Annotated in this window: 12 protein-coding genes; 2 read left to right on the top strand and 10 right to left on the bottom strand. The window is 49.7% G+C overall.

The window, feature by feature from the left end:
- Window positions 1-82: 82 nt before the first annotated feature.
- The 3 genes from greB to AC2204_RS10170 form a co-directional block, all read right to left on the bottom strand.
- On the bottom strand, window positions 83-553 hold the full coding sequence (gene greB, locus AC2204_RS10180; protein ID WP_318925387.1) for a transcription elongation factor GreB: 471 nt from the start codon (window positions 551-553) through the stop codon (window positions 83-85).
- A 120-nt stretch (window positions 554-673) separates the two neighbouring features.
- Window positions 674-2,776, bottom strand: coding sequence for a methyl-accepting chemotaxis protein (locus AC2204_RS10175; protein ID WP_318925386.1), 2,103 nt, complete (start codon window positions 2,774-2,776; stop codon window positions 674-676).
- Window positions 2,773-3,816 (bottom strand): SGNH/GDSL hydrolase family protein, encoded by a 1,044-nt coding sequence (locus tag AC2204_RS10170; RefSeq protein WP_318925385.1) that lies wholly within the window; start codon window positions 3,814-3,816, stop codon window positions 2,773-2,775. Before AC2204_RS10170 ends, AC2204_RS10175 begins: the two co-directional genes overlap by 4 nt.
- Window positions 3,817-4,242: 426 nt before the next feature.
- On the opposite strand from AC2204_RS10170, the gene ompR reads away from it, so the two are divergent.
- A complete protein-coding gene (gene ompR / locus AC2204_RS10165) occupies window positions 4,243-4,962 on the top strand; it encodes an osmolarity response regulator transcription factor OmpR (RefSeq protein ID WP_318925384.1) in 720 nt (239 codons plus the stop codon).
- A 3-nt stretch (window positions 4,963-4,965) separates the two neighbouring features.
- The gene (gene envZ, locus AC2204_RS10160) at window positions 4,966-6,297 is read left to right on the top strand and encodes a two-component system sensor histidine kinase EnvZ (RefSeq protein ID WP_318925383.1); all 1,332 of its coding nucleotides are present in this window, start codon (window positions 4,966-4,968) and stop codon (window positions 6,295-6,297) included.
- Window positions 6,298-6,458: 161 nt separating this feature from the next.
- On the opposite strand, the gene AC2204_RS10155 is transcribed toward envZ, so the two are convergent.
- From AC2204_RS10155 to AC2204_RS10125, 7 genes are all read right to left on the bottom strand, one after another.
- The gene (locus AC2204_RS10155) at window positions 6,459-7,829 is read right to left on the bottom strand and encodes a uracil-xanthine permease family protein (protein ID WP_318925382.1); all 1,371 of its coding nucleotides are present in this window, start codon (window positions 7,827-7,829) and stop codon (window positions 6,459-6,461) included.
- Between the two features lie 407 nt (window positions 7,830-8,236).
- Window positions 8,237-10,318 (bottom strand): ATP-dependent DNA helicase RecG, encoded by a 2,082-nt coding sequence (gene recG / locus AC2204_RS10150; protein WP_318925381.1) that lies wholly within the window; start codon window positions 10,316-10,318, stop codon window positions 8,237-8,239.
- Between the two features lie 15 nt (window positions 10,319-10,333).
- Complete coding sequence (gene trmH / locus AC2204_RS10145; RefSeq protein WP_318925380.1) at window positions 10,334-11,041, bottom strand: tRNA (guanosine(18)-2'-O)-methyltransferase TrmH; 708 nt, start codon at window positions 11,039-11,041, stop codon at window positions 10,334-10,336.
- 86 nt (window positions 11,042-11,127) lie between these two features.
- Window positions 11,128-13,233: a bifunctional GTP diphosphokinase/guanosine-3',5'-bis pyrophosphate 3'-pyrophosphohydrolase gene (spoT, locus tag AC2204_RS10140; RefSeq protein ID WP_318925379.1), complete on the bottom strand. Its 2,106-nt coding sequence runs from the start codon at window positions 13,231-13,233 to the stop codon at window positions 11,128-11,130.
- Between the two features lie 18 nt (window positions 13,234-13,251).
- Complete coding sequence (gene rpoZ / locus AC2204_RS10135; protein ID WP_107283518.1) at window positions 13,252-13,527, bottom strand: DNA-directed RNA polymerase subunit omega; 276 nt, start codon at window positions 13,525-13,527, stop codon at window positions 13,252-13,254.
- A 49-nt stretch (window positions 13,528-13,576) separates the two neighbouring features.
- A complete protein-coding gene (gmk, locus tag AC2204_RS10130; protein ID WP_318925378.1) occupies window positions 13,577-14,203 on the bottom strand; it encodes a guanylate kinase in 627 nt (208 codons plus the stop codon).
- A gap of 545 nt (window positions 14,204-14,748) precedes the next feature.
- Complete coding sequence (locus tag AC2204_RS10125; RefSeq protein ID WP_318925377.1) at window positions 14,749-15,318, bottom strand: cytochrome c3 family protein; 570 nt, start codon at window positions 15,316-15,318, stop codon at window positions 14,749-14,751.
- Window positions 15,319-15,326 lie beyond the last annotated feature (8 nt).

Below are 15,326 nucleotides of genomic sequence, written 5' to 3'. Positions count from 1 at the left end.
GTGTTAAGAGTGTGTCGGTGGCGGCTGATTATGATGACAATGGAAGGCGAGTAGCGAAACGCCGCCTGAGCCAAGGAACAGCTTAGCGATATGTAATACGGTTGACGAACCACTGCTTTTTCCCTTGCGGGGTCATCACTTCGGCCTCTTCATCGACTTCTTTTTTTAACAACGCGCGAGCCATCGGCGAGTCGATCGAGATATAGTCATTTCGGCCATAGATTTCATCGGGGCCGACGATCCGGAATGCTTTGCTGTCGCCGTCTTCATTTTCAATTTCAACCCAGGCGCCAAAGAACACTTTGCCGTCTTGCTGGGGGGAGTAATCAACCACTTTGACGATATCGAGGCGCTTGCGCAGGTAACGTACGCGGCGGTCTATTTCTCGTAATAACTGCTTGTTATATTTGTAATCTGCGTTTTCACTACGGTCACCCAGGCTGGCTGCCCAAGTAACTTTTTTGGTGATCTCAGGACGTTTTTCCTGCCACAGGTAGTCCAGCTCTTGTCTCAGCTTGTCGTACCCTTCGCGGGTGATTAGGTTGGTTTTCATTGTCTGATCCTGAGTCGCTGTTTTTCCTGAATAGATAGTGTAACGGATTGCAGAAGGCGTCAATCATTGCGACTGAAAAAATCGGCGACAGAGTCGCCGATGAAACAGACTGAATTAATTTTAATATTTGAATTTATTCAGCTTATTTTCAACCTCACTGGTTTGCGTCAACATCCCTTGTGCTTCGTGGTTTGATGTTTCAGCCCCTTGAGCGGCTTTGATGGTGATGTCGGTAATCGCATTGATATTGCGATTAATATCTTCAGTCACCTGATGTTGTTCTTCTGAAGCTGTTGCTATCTGGCACATCATTTCTTGAATGGTTGCTGTGGCAGCGACTATCGACTCTAACTCCAAGACTGCCGTTTTACTGCTTTCGATACTGTTATGGGTAAAGGTTCTGCCAGTTGAAATCGTCTCTACTGTCAGCTTAATTTGATTTTGGAACTGGTTGATCATCTGCTGAATCTCTTCAGTGGAGTTTTGGGTTTTGGATGCCAACTGACGCACTTCGTCGGCAACAACTGCAAATCCACGACCATGTTCCCCCGCCCGCGCCGCTTCAATCGCAGCATTTAAGGCCAGTAAGTTGGTTTGATCTGAAATACTCCGAATTACTTCTAGAATGCTGCTGATCTGGTGGCTCTGAGTTTCTAGTTCAATAATCGTCGTTGAGGAACGTTCCATTTCCAGACCTAACTGGTTGATGCTGCTGGCGCTGTCATTGACCACGTCACCGCAACGCGTAATGGCCTGATTTACCTCTTCTACCGAGCTGGCTGTGTTAGCTACATTGCTGGCCACTTCGCTTGCTGCAGAGGCCATTTCATTAATGGCGGTAGCAACTTGTTCCAGTTCCTGACGTTGCTGTTGTACATCTTGATGCGATGCTTCAGCAATACCGGCAGATCGATTTGCCGATAGTTTTAAATGATCGACTGAACTAGCGATATCGCGGATCATACTCTGCAACGAGGCCATCAGAATATTAAGGCCGTTCATCAGAGCGCCGGTTTCATCTTTTCTCGTTACATCTAGCCGGCTGGTCAGATCACCACCAGCTCGGCCGAGCTGTTGAACAATGTTCACCACTTGCTGGATCGGGGTGGAAATACGTTTAGCCAGGATATAGAGCACGGCGAGTGCTAAGACAGAAATCAACAGACCTGCTATTAATTGGGCGTTGAGAAAATCACTGAACGATGTTTTTAACTCACCTTGTAACGCATTGATGTCTTCTAACAGATCGGCCTTAGGAATAGCAATCCATAACATCCATGGGGTGTTGGTGTTTCCCACCTTAATAGGGGTTACCAGGCTGGAGAATTCATCAGTAGAGTTCCATAACTGTTTGCCGGCTTGAAACTGGGATTTGCGCTGGTTCCAGTCTGACAGTACTTCACCGAGCGGAGAGACCGGATCGGTATCACCCGCAACCACACCGTTGTAGGTGATAATGCTGACATGGGAGTTTTGACCAAACTGGTTCTGTTTGAGACTGAGTGCCAACTCATTGATAAAGTTTACCGACAAATCGATACCTATCATGCCGATGGTGCGGCCATTGGCTTTGATCGGGGTGACAAGATTAGCCATTAACACCTGTTTGCCCTGAACATTGTATGCCCAGGGGTCGATCAGGCAGCTGCGGCCGGTCTCAAGCGGACAGAGGTACCATTCACTGACACGGGTACCTATTTTGGTCTTATCTTGGAGATAAAATCGATCGGAATCTACCGATGAGGGCTTCAGTTGGTTGTCGCTACCACGGGTCCAGTACACGTTGAACTGGCCTTTACCGTCGATAGCTTCGTAAAGCGCATCTTTTCCATCCCAGGCATTGGGTTCGAAAGCGATATAGGCCCCGAGAAACTTCTTGTTGCCTGCCAGCAGATCGCGTACTACCAGTGAAAGATCTTCACGGCTGAGCTTGGTTTGGCCGTCATCGCTGCTCGCCATTCCAGATAAGACACTGCCCAGAGCCTCAACGGAGTTCATCGCAACAGACAGCTGGTTTTGGATCTGCTCTGACCGGTATTTGCTGGTATCTTCCAGCCGCTGGGTCTGTTCTTGATTGGCAAAGGTATGCGTTTTGTTGTAGACCATCTCTTCAAGCTGATTAGAGTATTTCAGGCCGACAAGCAGCACCGCGATGAGCGAAATTAAGAGGCAGCTTGCTGCACCGATGATGATTTGATGGCGTATGGATTTGAGTGAAATCATAATGCCCGTCCGGCTTTGATGAGATCTGCAGCATCTTTAGCGATAATTTTGTGCATTGCAGTTGTCGGGTGAAGACCATCCCAAAACAGGTTATGGTTTGGCTGGGCGATAACTTCTCCAGTAGCATAACTATATGCCTCACTTGTCACATCAGTGATGGTGACAGCCAGATCGGCATCTCGGTACTGGCCCTTATTTTTCACATCATCAATAACTTTATTAAACACGGCGAAAGTATCAAAGTAGAAGATTTCGATATCGGGATGGGTTGCTGCCAGGCTTTCTAACCCTGTTTTTAAGGCCAGGTTGTGTGACTGGATAAACTGGATCGTTTTGTCTTGCTGGCCTGCAAACCATGGTGCGTCAACAAAATTTGGAATATTTGCGGCTAAGATCTGTTTTGCGCCAGCATCAATTAAGGCTTTCACATCCGCAAGGGCATAGAAGGCCGCTTTGTCACCGGATTGGTTGAGATCGCCGAATAGGGTGAACCACAGATTGTTAGTGCCACTCATGTAGCTAACCAGCTCGCTGCCATTGAACTGGCCTTTGTTGGCAATACGTTGTTTAATTTGCTGACCGCTGTTTGCCAGTACATCAAGGCCAGATTCGGCGCTAAAACCATTGGAGGCATCAATATCGATGAAATGACCCAGACCAGACATCGCACCGCCAACCGCCCAGTTGGTGCCTAACAGGGGCTTATCGTTATAGTGATAGGTGACACGTTTTCCGTCTTGGTTTTGAAGAATTAGCTTGCTCTCGATTTTGCCATGGGCACGGGTTGGCGCTGGCATTGCAAGAAATCCGGCCAGATATTCGGTCCAGACCGGACCATTGCTGAAGTGGCCGTTGAAATTAGGTTCTGATGCGCGAACGCCAATTTTTCCTGAAGTTTTATCATTCATATCAATGGTGATCAGGTGTTTGTTGCCGATATCGGACAAACTGTCACCGAAGTTTGAAATGGTATTGAAGTCTGCGGCGTGAGTGCCAAGAGATACAAGAGTAAGAAGAGTCGCTAATGTGAATTTATTCATGTTTTACTTATTGATTAATGTAATTAAAGAAGAATTATTCGCACGATGTTAGGTGTGAATCGTTTTGTCGCTCGAAGTGATGGCAAAATAGTTGTACTGCTGACATGGCCTGAGCAGTATATTTCAATGCAATCAATTGAGTAGTAGGGATTATATGGCAAGAATATTTGTTATTAAATCTATCAGTGAATAATGATTCGTGTTTGGTTTTAATGAGTTGAATTTGACTCGTTTTGTGGGAGGAATGCTATTCATATTGACTGAAATAAGAACCAATATCGGTGTTAAAGCTTGATTGGTAAGCATTCGACATAACCCGTAACAATTTTTGACCGTGATTTGGTGACCTATTCAGCACCAAGGCGCGGGAGTTGAGTAAAATAGTCGCTGAGCTCGATAACAAGATCGATGCAGGTAAGGTGAAATATGCAGGAAAATTATAAGATTCTGGTTGTTGATGATGACATGCGTTTACGGGCATTGCTGGAGCGTTACTTGTCGGAACAGGGGTTCCAGGTGCGCAGCGTAGCGAACAGTGAACAAATGGATCGTTTGTTATCCCGTGAAACCTTCCACTTGATGGTGCTTGACTTAATGTTGCCGGGTGAAGATGGCCTGTCGATTTGTCGCCGTCTGCGTAATGCTAATAATACGTTGCCTATCCTGATGTTAACCGCGAAAGGTGACGAGGTTGACCGTATTGTCGGGCTTGAAGTCGGGGCGGATGATTACCTGCCGAAACCGTTTAACCCGCGTGAACTGCTGGCGCGTATTCGTGCGGTACTGCGCCGTCAGACGATTGAAGCGCCGGGTGCGCCAAGTGTTGACAGTAAAGTCATTGAATTTGGCGACTTCCGGTTGAATCTTGGCACGCGTGAAATGTTCCGTGGCGACGAATCCATGCCTCTCACCTCGGGCGAATTCGCGGTACTGAAGGCACTGGTCACCAATGCGCGTGAGCCGATGTCGCGTGATAAGCTGATGAACATGGCGCGTGGTCGTGAATACTCAGCTATGGAGCGCTCGATTGACGTCCAGATTTCACGCCTGCGGCGAATGGTTGAAGAAGACCCGAGTCGTCCGCGTTATATTCAGACCGTATGGGGCCTAGGCTATGTTTTCGTTCCTGATGGTGACGAGGCGTAATTGATGCGGATGTCTCCCCGCAGTACCTTGGCCCGTACCATTATTTTGCTTACCGGCTTGCTTATCGCAAGCCAGATTTTCTCTTACCTTGCGGTAGTAAACTACGCGTTGCTGCCCAGTCTGCAGCAGTTCAATCGCATTCTGGCCTATGAAGTGCGACTGATGCTTAAAGAAGATCTGGATTTGGCCGACGGTCATACCTTCCACCTTGATACGCCGGTGCGGCGGCAGTTGCTGGAGCAGCTCGGGGTAACCCTGCATCCTGTCGATGGACCAGATAATGCTGAGTACCATCAGGCGACCGAAGTGGAATACCTGAGTGAAGAGATGAGCCGCGAACTGAATTCGCCGACCGAAGTACGCTTAGTGCTGGGTGCTGACAGTTATGTGCTGTGGATGAAGTGTGATGCGATGCCGGGCTTTCTGATGCGGATCCCGCTCTCGGAATTGCAGGAAGAGGATTTCTCGCCACTGTTTCGTTACAGCCTGATGATTGCCTTTATGGTGATTGCCGGTGGCTGGCTGTTTATTCGGATGCAGAACCGACCGCTGGTGGCGCTGGAAAATGCGGCGTTGCAAGTCGCGCGAGGGGAGAGCCCGCCACATTTGCCGGTGAAAGGCGCGTCGGAGATCCGTGCCGTGACCAAGGCCTTTAACCGGATGGCGGAAGGGATTAAACAGCTGGAAGATGATCGCGCCTTGCTACTGGCCGGGGTCAGCCATGATTTACGTACGCCGTTGACCCGTATTCGTCTGGCCACGGAAATGATGTCGACCGAAGATAGCTATCTTGCCGACAGCATGATCAAAGACACCGAAGAGTGTAATGAAATCATCAGTCAGTTTATGGAGTATCTGAAATCCACTAAAAAGCAGGCAGTTGAAGTGATTGACTTAAATCACTTGCTGCAGGAAGTGGCGGAAAGCGAAGGCGGCTACGAGTGCGAAATTGAGCTTGAACTGGGCGATATTCCCGGCATCGTTGAAGCCAATAGTGTTGCGATGAAGCGATTGGCCGCTAACCTGGTGGTCAACGCGCTCCGTTATGGTAATGGCTGGGCTAAGATCACCAGCGGTACTTCTGCTGATCGTAAATCAGTCTGGTACAGTGTTGAAGATGATGGCCCGGGGATTGAACCGGATCAGGTTTCACGGATGTTCCAGCCGCTGACCCGCGGCGATTCTGCCCGCGGCAGTGAGGCGGAAGGAACCGGACTGGGCTTAGCCATTGTGCAGCGCATTGTTGATCAGCATGACGGTAGCATTGTGGTGAGTAATCGCAGTGAAGGGGGGCTGAAAGTGCAAATCAGCCTGCCGCTGATAGCAAAGAAGTAGTGAGTTGAAGGTGCGAGTTTCTAGAACCTAGTGTCTAGAGGAAGAGCAATAGCTTGATTCATCTTTTAGGCTTGCCGGAACCAGAAGACAAAAAGCGAGAGCCTTGGCTCTCGCTTTTTCGTTCTTACTTTTTGTTATTGCCGTCAGTTACGTTACTCACGTTATTTTTTATCTTCTGGTAACACCAGATTCAGGATAATCGCCGTGATCCCGCCGGCAGCCATGCCGGAAGATAAAATGCCTTTCACCCAGTCGGGCATGAACTGCAGAATTTCAGGCTTCTGAGCAATACCCAGCCCCATCGAAAATGACAGCGCCATGATCAGAATGGCGCGGCGGTCGAGTTCACAGCGCGAGATAATACGGACCCCGGAAGCGGCAATAGTACCGAACATCACAATGGTAGCACCGCCCAATACCGGCTCAGGGATCAGCTGCACTAAGTTCGCAACACCCGGAAACAGGCCGAGAAGTACCAGCATACCTGCCACGAAGTAACCGATATAGCGGCTGGCCACGCCCGTCAGCTGGATAATACCGTTGTTCTGGCTGAAGGTTGAATTAGGGAAGCTGTTCAGTACCGATGCCAGCGCCGAGTTAATACCGTCGGCCAGTACACCGCCCTTGATGCGCTTGAGGTAGACAGGGCCTGCCACCGGTTGCTCTGAGGTTTCTGATGTTGCCGTGATATCGCCGATGGCTTCCAGCGAGGTGATGGCGAAAACAATAACCAGCGGGATCAGCAGCCCCCAGTCAAACCCTAAGCCGTATTGCATCGGCATCGGAATCGCAATCAGAGCACTTTCTGTGGCGCGGGAAGTGTCCAGCATACCGGTAAACCATGCCAGCAATGTACCCGCAGCCATCGCAATCACGATTGATGATACGCGCAGGTAGGGATTCTTTACTCGGTTCAACAAGACGATGAAGCCCAAGACGGTACCCGCAAGCATGAGGTTATCCAGGCTGCCAAAGCTGCCGTTTTCAATCGCAGCATAACCGCCACCCATAGACGTTAAGCCAATCTGGATCAGAGTGAGACCGATCAGGGTAACCACAATGCCTGAAACTAGCGGAGTGATAATACGCTGGGCGTGTTGCAATACGCGTGAAATGAATACTTCAGTGAGTGAGGCGACCAGAATTGTGCCGAAGATAGCCGCCATCATGGTTGGAATATCGGCACCGCCTGCTTTTAGTGCCAAGCCGGCGCCAATGATCGGGCCGAGAAAGTTGAAACTGGTGCCTTGAATCGACAGCAAGCCAGAGCCCACCGGACCAAAGGTGCGGATTTGGATAAACGAGGCAATCCCGGAGGCGAACAGGGACATACTGACAATGGTGTTGGTGTCACTGGCGGGTAAGCCGAGTGCCTGGCAAATGATCAGCGACGGAGTGATCACCGCCACAAACATCGCCAACAGGTGCTGGGTGGCAGCAAAGAGTGTTTCCGGCAGTGGCGGCCGGTCTTCTAAGCGGTAGATCAGATCAGAATGGTGTGGTGTTTCAATGTTGCTATGCTGGCGGGTCATGGCCGTGTTAATCCTAAGTTTACTTCTGTATCCCGATCGGATGCGCTGAATGGGCATCAATACGTGAAAGCCGGATAGTTCTGTGATTGCTGTTACTCAGATCCAGGCCAACACAAGGAGAAGCGAATGTGGGTGAAATTTGTGCGCTATTTTAATTATCTTTCCGTAAATAGCAAACGATTGCGGTTGTTTTGTGGCGATAAAATTTCACTTGATGGACGATTAGGGCAGAGCGGAGGAAAGGGGCACAGATGTGCCGGAGTACTTATGATTACTGGGCAATGCAGATCACACTGAGGATTAATGTTGCTTATTTGGGACTGAATACTGGCCAGAAACAAGATGTTTTCCTGTTTTCAAGCAGGTTTTCAAATCAAGCCGGCTTAATATGAGGTCGCCGGCCTTCGTTAAGCATTCGAATAGTTTTCCCGCTGTCCCAGCCAGCGCTGAACAATGGCTTTGGCATTGCTCGGGTATTGATCGTGAAGATAGCGAGCCATTTTCTGTACTTGCGGAATGAGGTGCTGGTCACGAACCAGATCGGCGATCTTAAAATTGGCGATACCCGTCTGCTTTGTCCCTAACAGTTCCCCCGGGCCACGGATTTCTAAGTCACGCTGGGCGATAACAAATCCATCGCTGCTCTCGCGCAACACACCAAGGCGCTTTTGGGCTGTCTTCGATAGCGGGGCGTGATAGAGCAATACGCAGTGGCTGGCTACTTTTCCCCGACCGACACGGCCGCGGAGCTGGTGGAGCTGGGCCAGGCCTAAACGCTCGGGGTTTTCAATAACCATCAGGCTGGCATTGGGCACATCCACACCAACTTCAATGACGGTGGTGGCGACGAGTAAATGCAGTTCACCGGCTTTGAAGCGCTGCATCACGGCCTGTTTTTCTGTCGCCTTCATGCGGCCATGGACTAAACCCACGGTTAGCTCTGGCAGTAATGCCGTGAGCTCATCAGCGGTATCGGAAGCGGCTTGCGCTTCTAGCACTTCTGACTCGTCGATAAGGGTACAGACCCAATACGCCTGGCGGCCTTCGTTAAGGCAAGCGGAGCGAATTCGCTCAACGATTTCAGCGCGACGAGAATCCGGCAGGGCCACGGTCTGGATCGGTGTTCGGCCCGGTGGTAATTCGTCTATTACTGAGGTTTCAAGATCGGCATAAGCGGTCATGGCAAGCGTCCGGGGGATTGGGGTTGCAGTCATGATCAGCTGGTGAGGATAACGTCCTTCATTCGCGCCTTTTTCCCGTAGCTCTAATCGCTGGTGGACACCAAAACGGTGTTGCTCATCGATAATCACCAGGGCCAGGTTATTAAACACCACCTGTTCCTGGAACAGGGCATGGGTACCGACCACCATTTTGGCTTCGCCGTTTTCAATCCGCGCCAGTTCTGCTTCGCGGGCTTTGCCCTTGAGTTTACCGGCTAACCAGCCAACCTGAATATCCATCGGATTCAGCCACTGGGCAAAGTTTTGCGCATGTTGCTCGGCCAGGAGTTCTGTCGGTGCCATTAAGGCAACCTGAAAGCCGTGTTCGATTGCCCGTAGGGCGGCCAGTGCAGCGACCAGGGTTTTCCCTGACCCCACGTCCCCCTGCACTAGGCGCATCATCGGTTTGGCCTGTCCCAGATCGGTTTCGATGTCGGCGACAACGCGCTGCTGGGCGCCGGTCGGGCTGAATGGCAGGCTGGCAAGGAGCCGGCTTTTTAGGTTGTCGCTTGGGGCGAGCGGCCAAGCATTATGTTGCTGGCTTTTCGAGCGCAGTGCCAGCATCGACAGGTTCTGAGCCAGCAGCTCTTCTAAAATCAGCCGGTGCTGGGCGGGGTGCTTGCCTTCTTCCAGCTGATCCAGCGAGACATCCGGTGTTGGCCGGTGCATCACATGAAGCGCTTGTGCCATGGTCATCTGGCGATCGTACAAACCATCCGGCAACAGTTCCGTGACGGCGGCCTTATCAAGTAAATTCAGCGCTTGATCGGTCAGATTACGCAAGGTCAGCTGGCGTAATCCTTCCGTGGTAGGGTAAACCGGGGTCAGCGTTTCTTCCACGGTCAGCTTGGTCGGCTCAGAAAAAACTGAGTAGTCAGGATGGATGATTTCCAACCCGTATTTACCGCGTTTTATCTCACCATAGGCTTTGACTTGTTTACCTTCCGATAAACTGTTTTTCATTGCCGCATTGAAATTGAAAAAACGCAAGGTCGCTGAGCCGGTGTCATCAGCAATTTTGACCATCAGCATGCGACGTTTACCCAAGGTAATACTGTTATTGACCACGGTGCCCTGAACGGCAAGGTGCTGACCCGGCATGACGCTGGCGATAGGCCAGATGCGGGTACGATCTTCATAGCGGAGCGGCAGATGGAAAAGCAGATCCTGAACCGTAACCAGGCCCACTTTTTCTAATTTTTCTGCCATTTTAGCGCCAACCCCGGACAGCTCGGTCAGGGTGATGGTCTCTAATAACTTTCCGCTCATTGCTGTTGCTGATCCTTATTTGGTTTTCTTCTTCGGCTCAATGGCCTGCATGGTTGCCCACCATGCCTCATCGGCGACGATTTGGCCTTCGCTATCGAGCGGCGGATAAGGCAAGCCTTTGCGCCGGGCGACTTTGGCTAATACCGGATGACCGCGCTCAAACAGAATGCGATGAACAACGTCGTCTGGCAACAGGGTCGCTTCTCGTTCATACATGCCGGCAAGCTGACGCTGACGCTGTGCTTCATACAGGATCAGGGCGCTGGCCACCGAGACGTTAAGCGACTGTACCATACCCACCATCGGAATGATGATGTCCTGATCCGCCATTGCCAGTGCTTCAGCGGTGATCCCGTTTTTCTCGCCGCCTAAAATAATTGCGGTCGGTTTGGTGTAATCGACGTCACGAAAATCAATTGCGGCGTCTGACAAATGGGTCGCCAGTACCTGCATGCCCTGGGCTTTCAGCTGGCTGACGGCTGCAACCATGTTGTCGTGGGTTTCTAGTTCGACCCAGTTACGTGCCCCGGCAGAGGTATGGCTGAGTACCCGCATATTGTCTTTCGGCCAGACGGCGTGGACTTTGTGAACCCCGACCGCATCAGCCGTACGAATAATGGCTGATACGTTATTCGGCTTATGCACTTCTTCCATGCATACGGTTAAATCGGGCTGGCGGGTCGCCAGTACTGAGTGGATTCGCTGGTAACGATCAGGAGTCATAAGCAGTCTAGTGTTTTGTTTGAAGGGCGAGGGTTGAGTTGTTCAGTTTCTAGAGGCGAGTTTCGCTAGAAACTCGCTCCCGGACGTTAATTTTTCTGGCGTGATACGCGAACCACATTCGGCATCACACGAATACGGCGCATGATGTTGGCTAAATGAATACGCCCCTTGGTGGTCAGGCGTACCTTTACAGTGTACAGGCGACCATCTTTTTCTTCGGTCGCAAGGCCTTGAATGTTGGAGCCGGTTGCAGCAATAGTATTGGTTAACGCGGCCAGTGCACCCTGATGGTTTTGCATGTCGACTTTTAAAACGGTGATGAATTCTTGATCGAATTCTTCGCTCCATTCAGCTGGCATGTACTTATCAGGTTCGCGCTGATAACCTCGGATATTCGCGCACTCTTCGCGATGAATAACCAAGCCTTTACCCGGGCTGACGTGAGCCATGATCGGATCACCATGGATGGGATGGCAGCAATTGGCAAAGGTCAGCAAAATACCATCAGCACCACGAATGGCCATCCGTCTGCCGGTTTCGTTGGTTCGGCTGATGTCACTGTTATTATCGAGCAAACGGCGGGCAACGACCACGCTCATTAACTCGCCTAAACCGATATCGGCTAATAAGTCATCAATACTCGCGAGGCGTTGATCTGCCAGCAACTTAGCCATTGTATCAGGGGCGACTTGATCAATACTGAGCTCACCAAGGGCATGGTTGAGCAGGCGACGACCTAAAGTCACTGACTCTGTTCGACGCATGGTTTTCAGTACCTGGCGGATCTTGGTACGGGCACGAGAGGTCACCACATAGTTCAGCCATGCAGCATTCGGACGAGCACCGGGGGCACTGATAATATCGATAGTCTGACCGTTTTTTAGCGGCTTACTCAGCGGGTACGGTTGGCGATCAACGCGCGCACCGACACAGGCATTGCCTACATCGGTATGTACCGCATACGCAAAATCGACGGCTGTGGCACCGACGGGGAGCTCCACAATGCGCCCTTTCGGGGTAAAGACGTAAATTTCATCCGGGAACAGATCGGATTTAACATTTTCAATGAATTCAAAGGAGCTGCCGGCACTTTGCTGCAATTCCAGCAAGCTTTGCATCCAGCGCTGGGCTTTAACCTGGGCGGTGGTGCCGGGATTTTCACCGTCTTTATACGCCCAGTGAGCCGCCACTCCTTTATCCGCCATCTGATCCATATCTTCAGTACGGATCTGGACTTCAACCGGCACCCCGTGAGGGCCGACTAAGGAGGTATGCAGTGACTGGTAGCCATTGGCCTTCGGAATGGCAATATAGTCTTTCATCCGGCTCGGGCGAGGTTTGTACAGGTTATGGACCTGGCCCAATACGCGATAACTGGTGTCCAAATCTTTCACTAAGATCCGAAAAGCGTAGATGTCCATAATCGTATGGAAACGCTGTTCTTTGTTTTTCATCTTGTTATAGATGGAATACAGGTTTTTCTCGCGGCCTAAGACTTTGCCTTCGATCCCCGCGTCAATGAGACGTCCCTCGATTTCAGCGTGGATCTTGTTAATCATTTCTTTGCGGTTGCCCCGTGCAGAAGCAACGACTTCTTTCAATACCCGGTAGCGATTAGGATAAAGTGCTTCAAAACCTAACTCTTCGAGTTCGGTTTTAATATTATGGATACCTAGGCGGTGGGCAAGGGGAGAGAAGATCTCTAGGGTTTCACGGGCAATACGGCGGCGTTTGTCCGGACGCAGGGCACCTAAGGTACGCATGTTGTGCGTGCGGTCAGCCAGCTTGATCAGAATAACGCGAATATCATGGGCCATGGCCATGATCATTTTGCGGAAGTTTTCAGCCTGCGCTTCTTTACGATCGCGGAACTTCAGCTTATCCAGCTTCGATACCCCGTCAACCAGTTCCGCGACGGTCGAGCCAAAGCGGCTGTCGAGATCGTCCTTGGTGACTTCAGTATCTTCAATAACGTCATGGAGCAGGGCTGCCATTAACGTCTCGTAGTCGAGGCGCATTTCGGCAAGAATACGGGCGACGGCTATCGGATGGATAATGTAGGGTTCGCCACTTGAGCGGGTTTGCCCTTCGTGAGCATCACGCGCAACGAGATACGCCTGCCGAAGAGCCTCTATCTGAGACTCTGGCAGGTAATCAATTGCGACTTCTTTCAGGCTATCAAAAAGATACAATTCGCCCGGTTCCCTGAATTAACGGTGGTCGCCTGCAATAGCGCTAACAGCGGCTAGCTCTGCTGCTTCTTGCTCTTGAACTTCCTGACGCTCACGAGCATCGAGAATGTTTTTAGTGATCAGGCCTTCTTCGATTTCGCGAAGGGCAATCACTGTATACTTGTCGTTTTCTTCCGGAACCAGTGGATCCTTACCGCCAGTTTGCATTTGACGAGCGCGGCGAGAAGCTACTTGGATCAGATCGAAACGGTTGCCAATTTTATCAACTGCGTCTTGAACGGTTACGCGTGCCATGGAGGGCTCCAGTGGTTATATAAAAAGAGTAAAAATTGTACAAAAATACTTACTGTTCTGCCAGTAGGCTATTCAGCATACTGTTATATTTAGCAGTTTGCTTGTCTTGCTTCAATCGTTCTGCACGGATAATGGACTTAAAGTCCATCAGCGCGGCATCGAAATCATCGTTAACAATCACATAATCGTATTCGTTATAGTGCGAAATTTCTGAACGCGCTTCTTGCATGCGGCGTGCAATTACCGCTTCGCTGTCCTGACCGCGAGTGTTAAGGCGGCGTTCCAGCTCCTCTTTTGAAGGAGGCAGAATGAAGAGGCTTTTCGCGGCTGGCATCTGCTTGCGAATTTGTCGCGCGCCCTGCCAATCGATATCTAAGAAGACATCAATACCTTTATTAAGCTGATCTTCGATCCAGAGACGAGACGTACCGTAGTGATTGCCAAATACTTCTGCATGTTCAAGGAATAAACCTTTATTTGCCAGATCAGTAAATTCTTCAACGCTGATGAAATTGTAATGAACACCATGTTCCTCACCTGGGCGCATACCGCGTGTGGTGTGGGAGACGGATACTTTCATGTCATAGGTCGGGTTAGTTTCAAGGAGTGCATTAATCAAACTTGATTTACCAGCGCCACTCGGGGCCGACACGATGTATAGAGTACCTTTGCTCATTGCCTGTTTTCACTCAGTGCTAGAAGGGCGCGCAGATTATCACGAACTGCGCAGAATTGAAATTAGCTGATTGCTTGAAATTTCATCTTTTTTGTCGTCAATACGATATTAGCCGACGACATATACCTAACAGCTTAAGCTTGGCTGGCTTTTACTTTAATTTCAAAGTTATCAGCAATAATAAAAAAGGTATTGTATCAGCCTGTCTTATTCACGGTTAAGAGAGTGAGTATGATGGCTATTGGTAGTTTGATGTTCTGGGTATGAATATAGATGTCATTTTTATTTATTTATTTTTCAGTTGCTTATGTTTTTCCTGTTAACAGGGTTGAGCGATTATTTCACCTGTTACGCTGACGAACTATCTGGTGAGCCTATTGGTGCTTTTAAGTCCTGGAAAGGCTTAATGAGTCCTCCCGCGATCGGCTCGTACCGCGAACTCCGCAGGCTTTCGAAAATCCACCAATGGTCTTAGCATGACGATGCCCTTCTCTTATTACAAAGAAGCCTCCTTATTTGGAGGCTTCTTTGTTCGTTGGCATCTGCTATTGCTCAACACCAAAAGTATATTCAGGGCTGGTTTTATTTAATTCGCTTCTTAATTGTCCATCATGGCCAATTGTCACGTGGCATGAAACACAATATAGAGGCTCTTCTGTCTCTTTTAGCGTTTTATATTTAGCATGCAAAACGAGAGACTTAGGATTAGCAGCGGTTGTCTTATCTAATAGTTGTCGATGACACTCTAAGCAACCATCGTCATACACAAACTCTTCACGATTTTTGCGTCGACTTAACCAGTCAATTTTACTGGTATCGGTAAAGGTCTCTTTGAAGACATCATTAATACCATGGGCTGTTTTAGCGACCATATAATTGAAAACTGAATCGTGGGGTAAGTGACAATCCACACATTCTGCAACGAATCCATGCTCATTCTGCCCACCATGAATATCAAGTTTGAAGGTTTTTGCCATCGGTTCCATCGAATGGCAGCTACCACAAAACTCTTCACCACTGGTATGCTTGACCACTTCTGCTGTGATCAGTGAAGCCCCTAATCCTAGGATCCCACCAAGAACGATCAATATTATTATTAATTTATATTTTTTCATGATTAATC

The sequence above is a fragment of the Photobacterium sp. genome, assembly GCF_057456235.1.
The sequence above is the reverse complement of the archived record's forward strand: the minus strand, read 5'-3'. Positions and strand labels throughout refer to the sequence as shown.

What these genes read in the sequence shown, in the direction of transcription:
- greB (WP_318925387.1), bottom strand. Translation starts at nt 553, where the DNA reads ATGAAAACCAACCTAATCACCCGCGAAGGGTACGACAAGCTGAGACAA.
- rpoZ (WP_107283518.1), bottom strand. Translation starts at nt 13,527, where the DNA reads ATGGCACGCGTAACCGTTCAAGACGCAGTTGATAAAATTGGCAACCGT.
- recG (WP_318925381.1), bottom strand. Translation starts at nt 10,318, where the DNA reads ATGAGCGGAAAGTTATTAGAGACCATCACCCTGACCGAGCTGTCCGGG.
- ompR (WP_318925384.1), top strand. Translation starts at nt 4,243, where the DNA reads ATGCAGGAAAATTATAAGATTCTGGTTGTTGATGATGACATGCGTTTA.
- AC2204_RS10125 (WP_318925377.1), bottom strand. Translation starts at nt 15,318, where the DNA reads ATGAAAAAATATAAATTAATAATAATATTGATCGTTCTTGGTGGGATC.
- trmH (WP_318925380.1), bottom strand. Translation starts at nt 11,041, where the DNA reads ATGACTCCTGATCGTTACCAGCGAATCCACTCAGTACTGGCGACCCGC.
- AC2204_RS10155 (WP_318925382.1), bottom strand. Translation starts at nt 7,829, where the DNA reads ATGACCCGCCAGCATAGCAACATTGAAACACCACACCATTCTGATCTG.
- envZ (WP_318925383.1), top strand. Translation starts at nt 4,966, where the DNA reads ATGCGGATGTCTCCCCGCAGTACCTTGGCCCGTACCATTATTTTGCTT.
- AC2204_RS10170 (WP_318925385.1), bottom strand. Translation starts at nt 3,816, where the DNA reads ATGAATAAATTCACATTAGCGACTCTTCTTACTCTTGTATCTCTTGGC.
- gmk (WP_318925378.1), bottom strand. Translation starts at nt 14,203, where the DNA reads ATGAGCAAAGGTACTCTATACATCGTGTCGGCCCCGAGTGGCGCTGGT.
- AC2204_RS10175 (WP_318925386.1), bottom strand. Translation starts at nt 2,776, where the DNA reads ATGATTTCACTCAAATCCATACGCCATCAAATCATCATCGGTGCAGCA.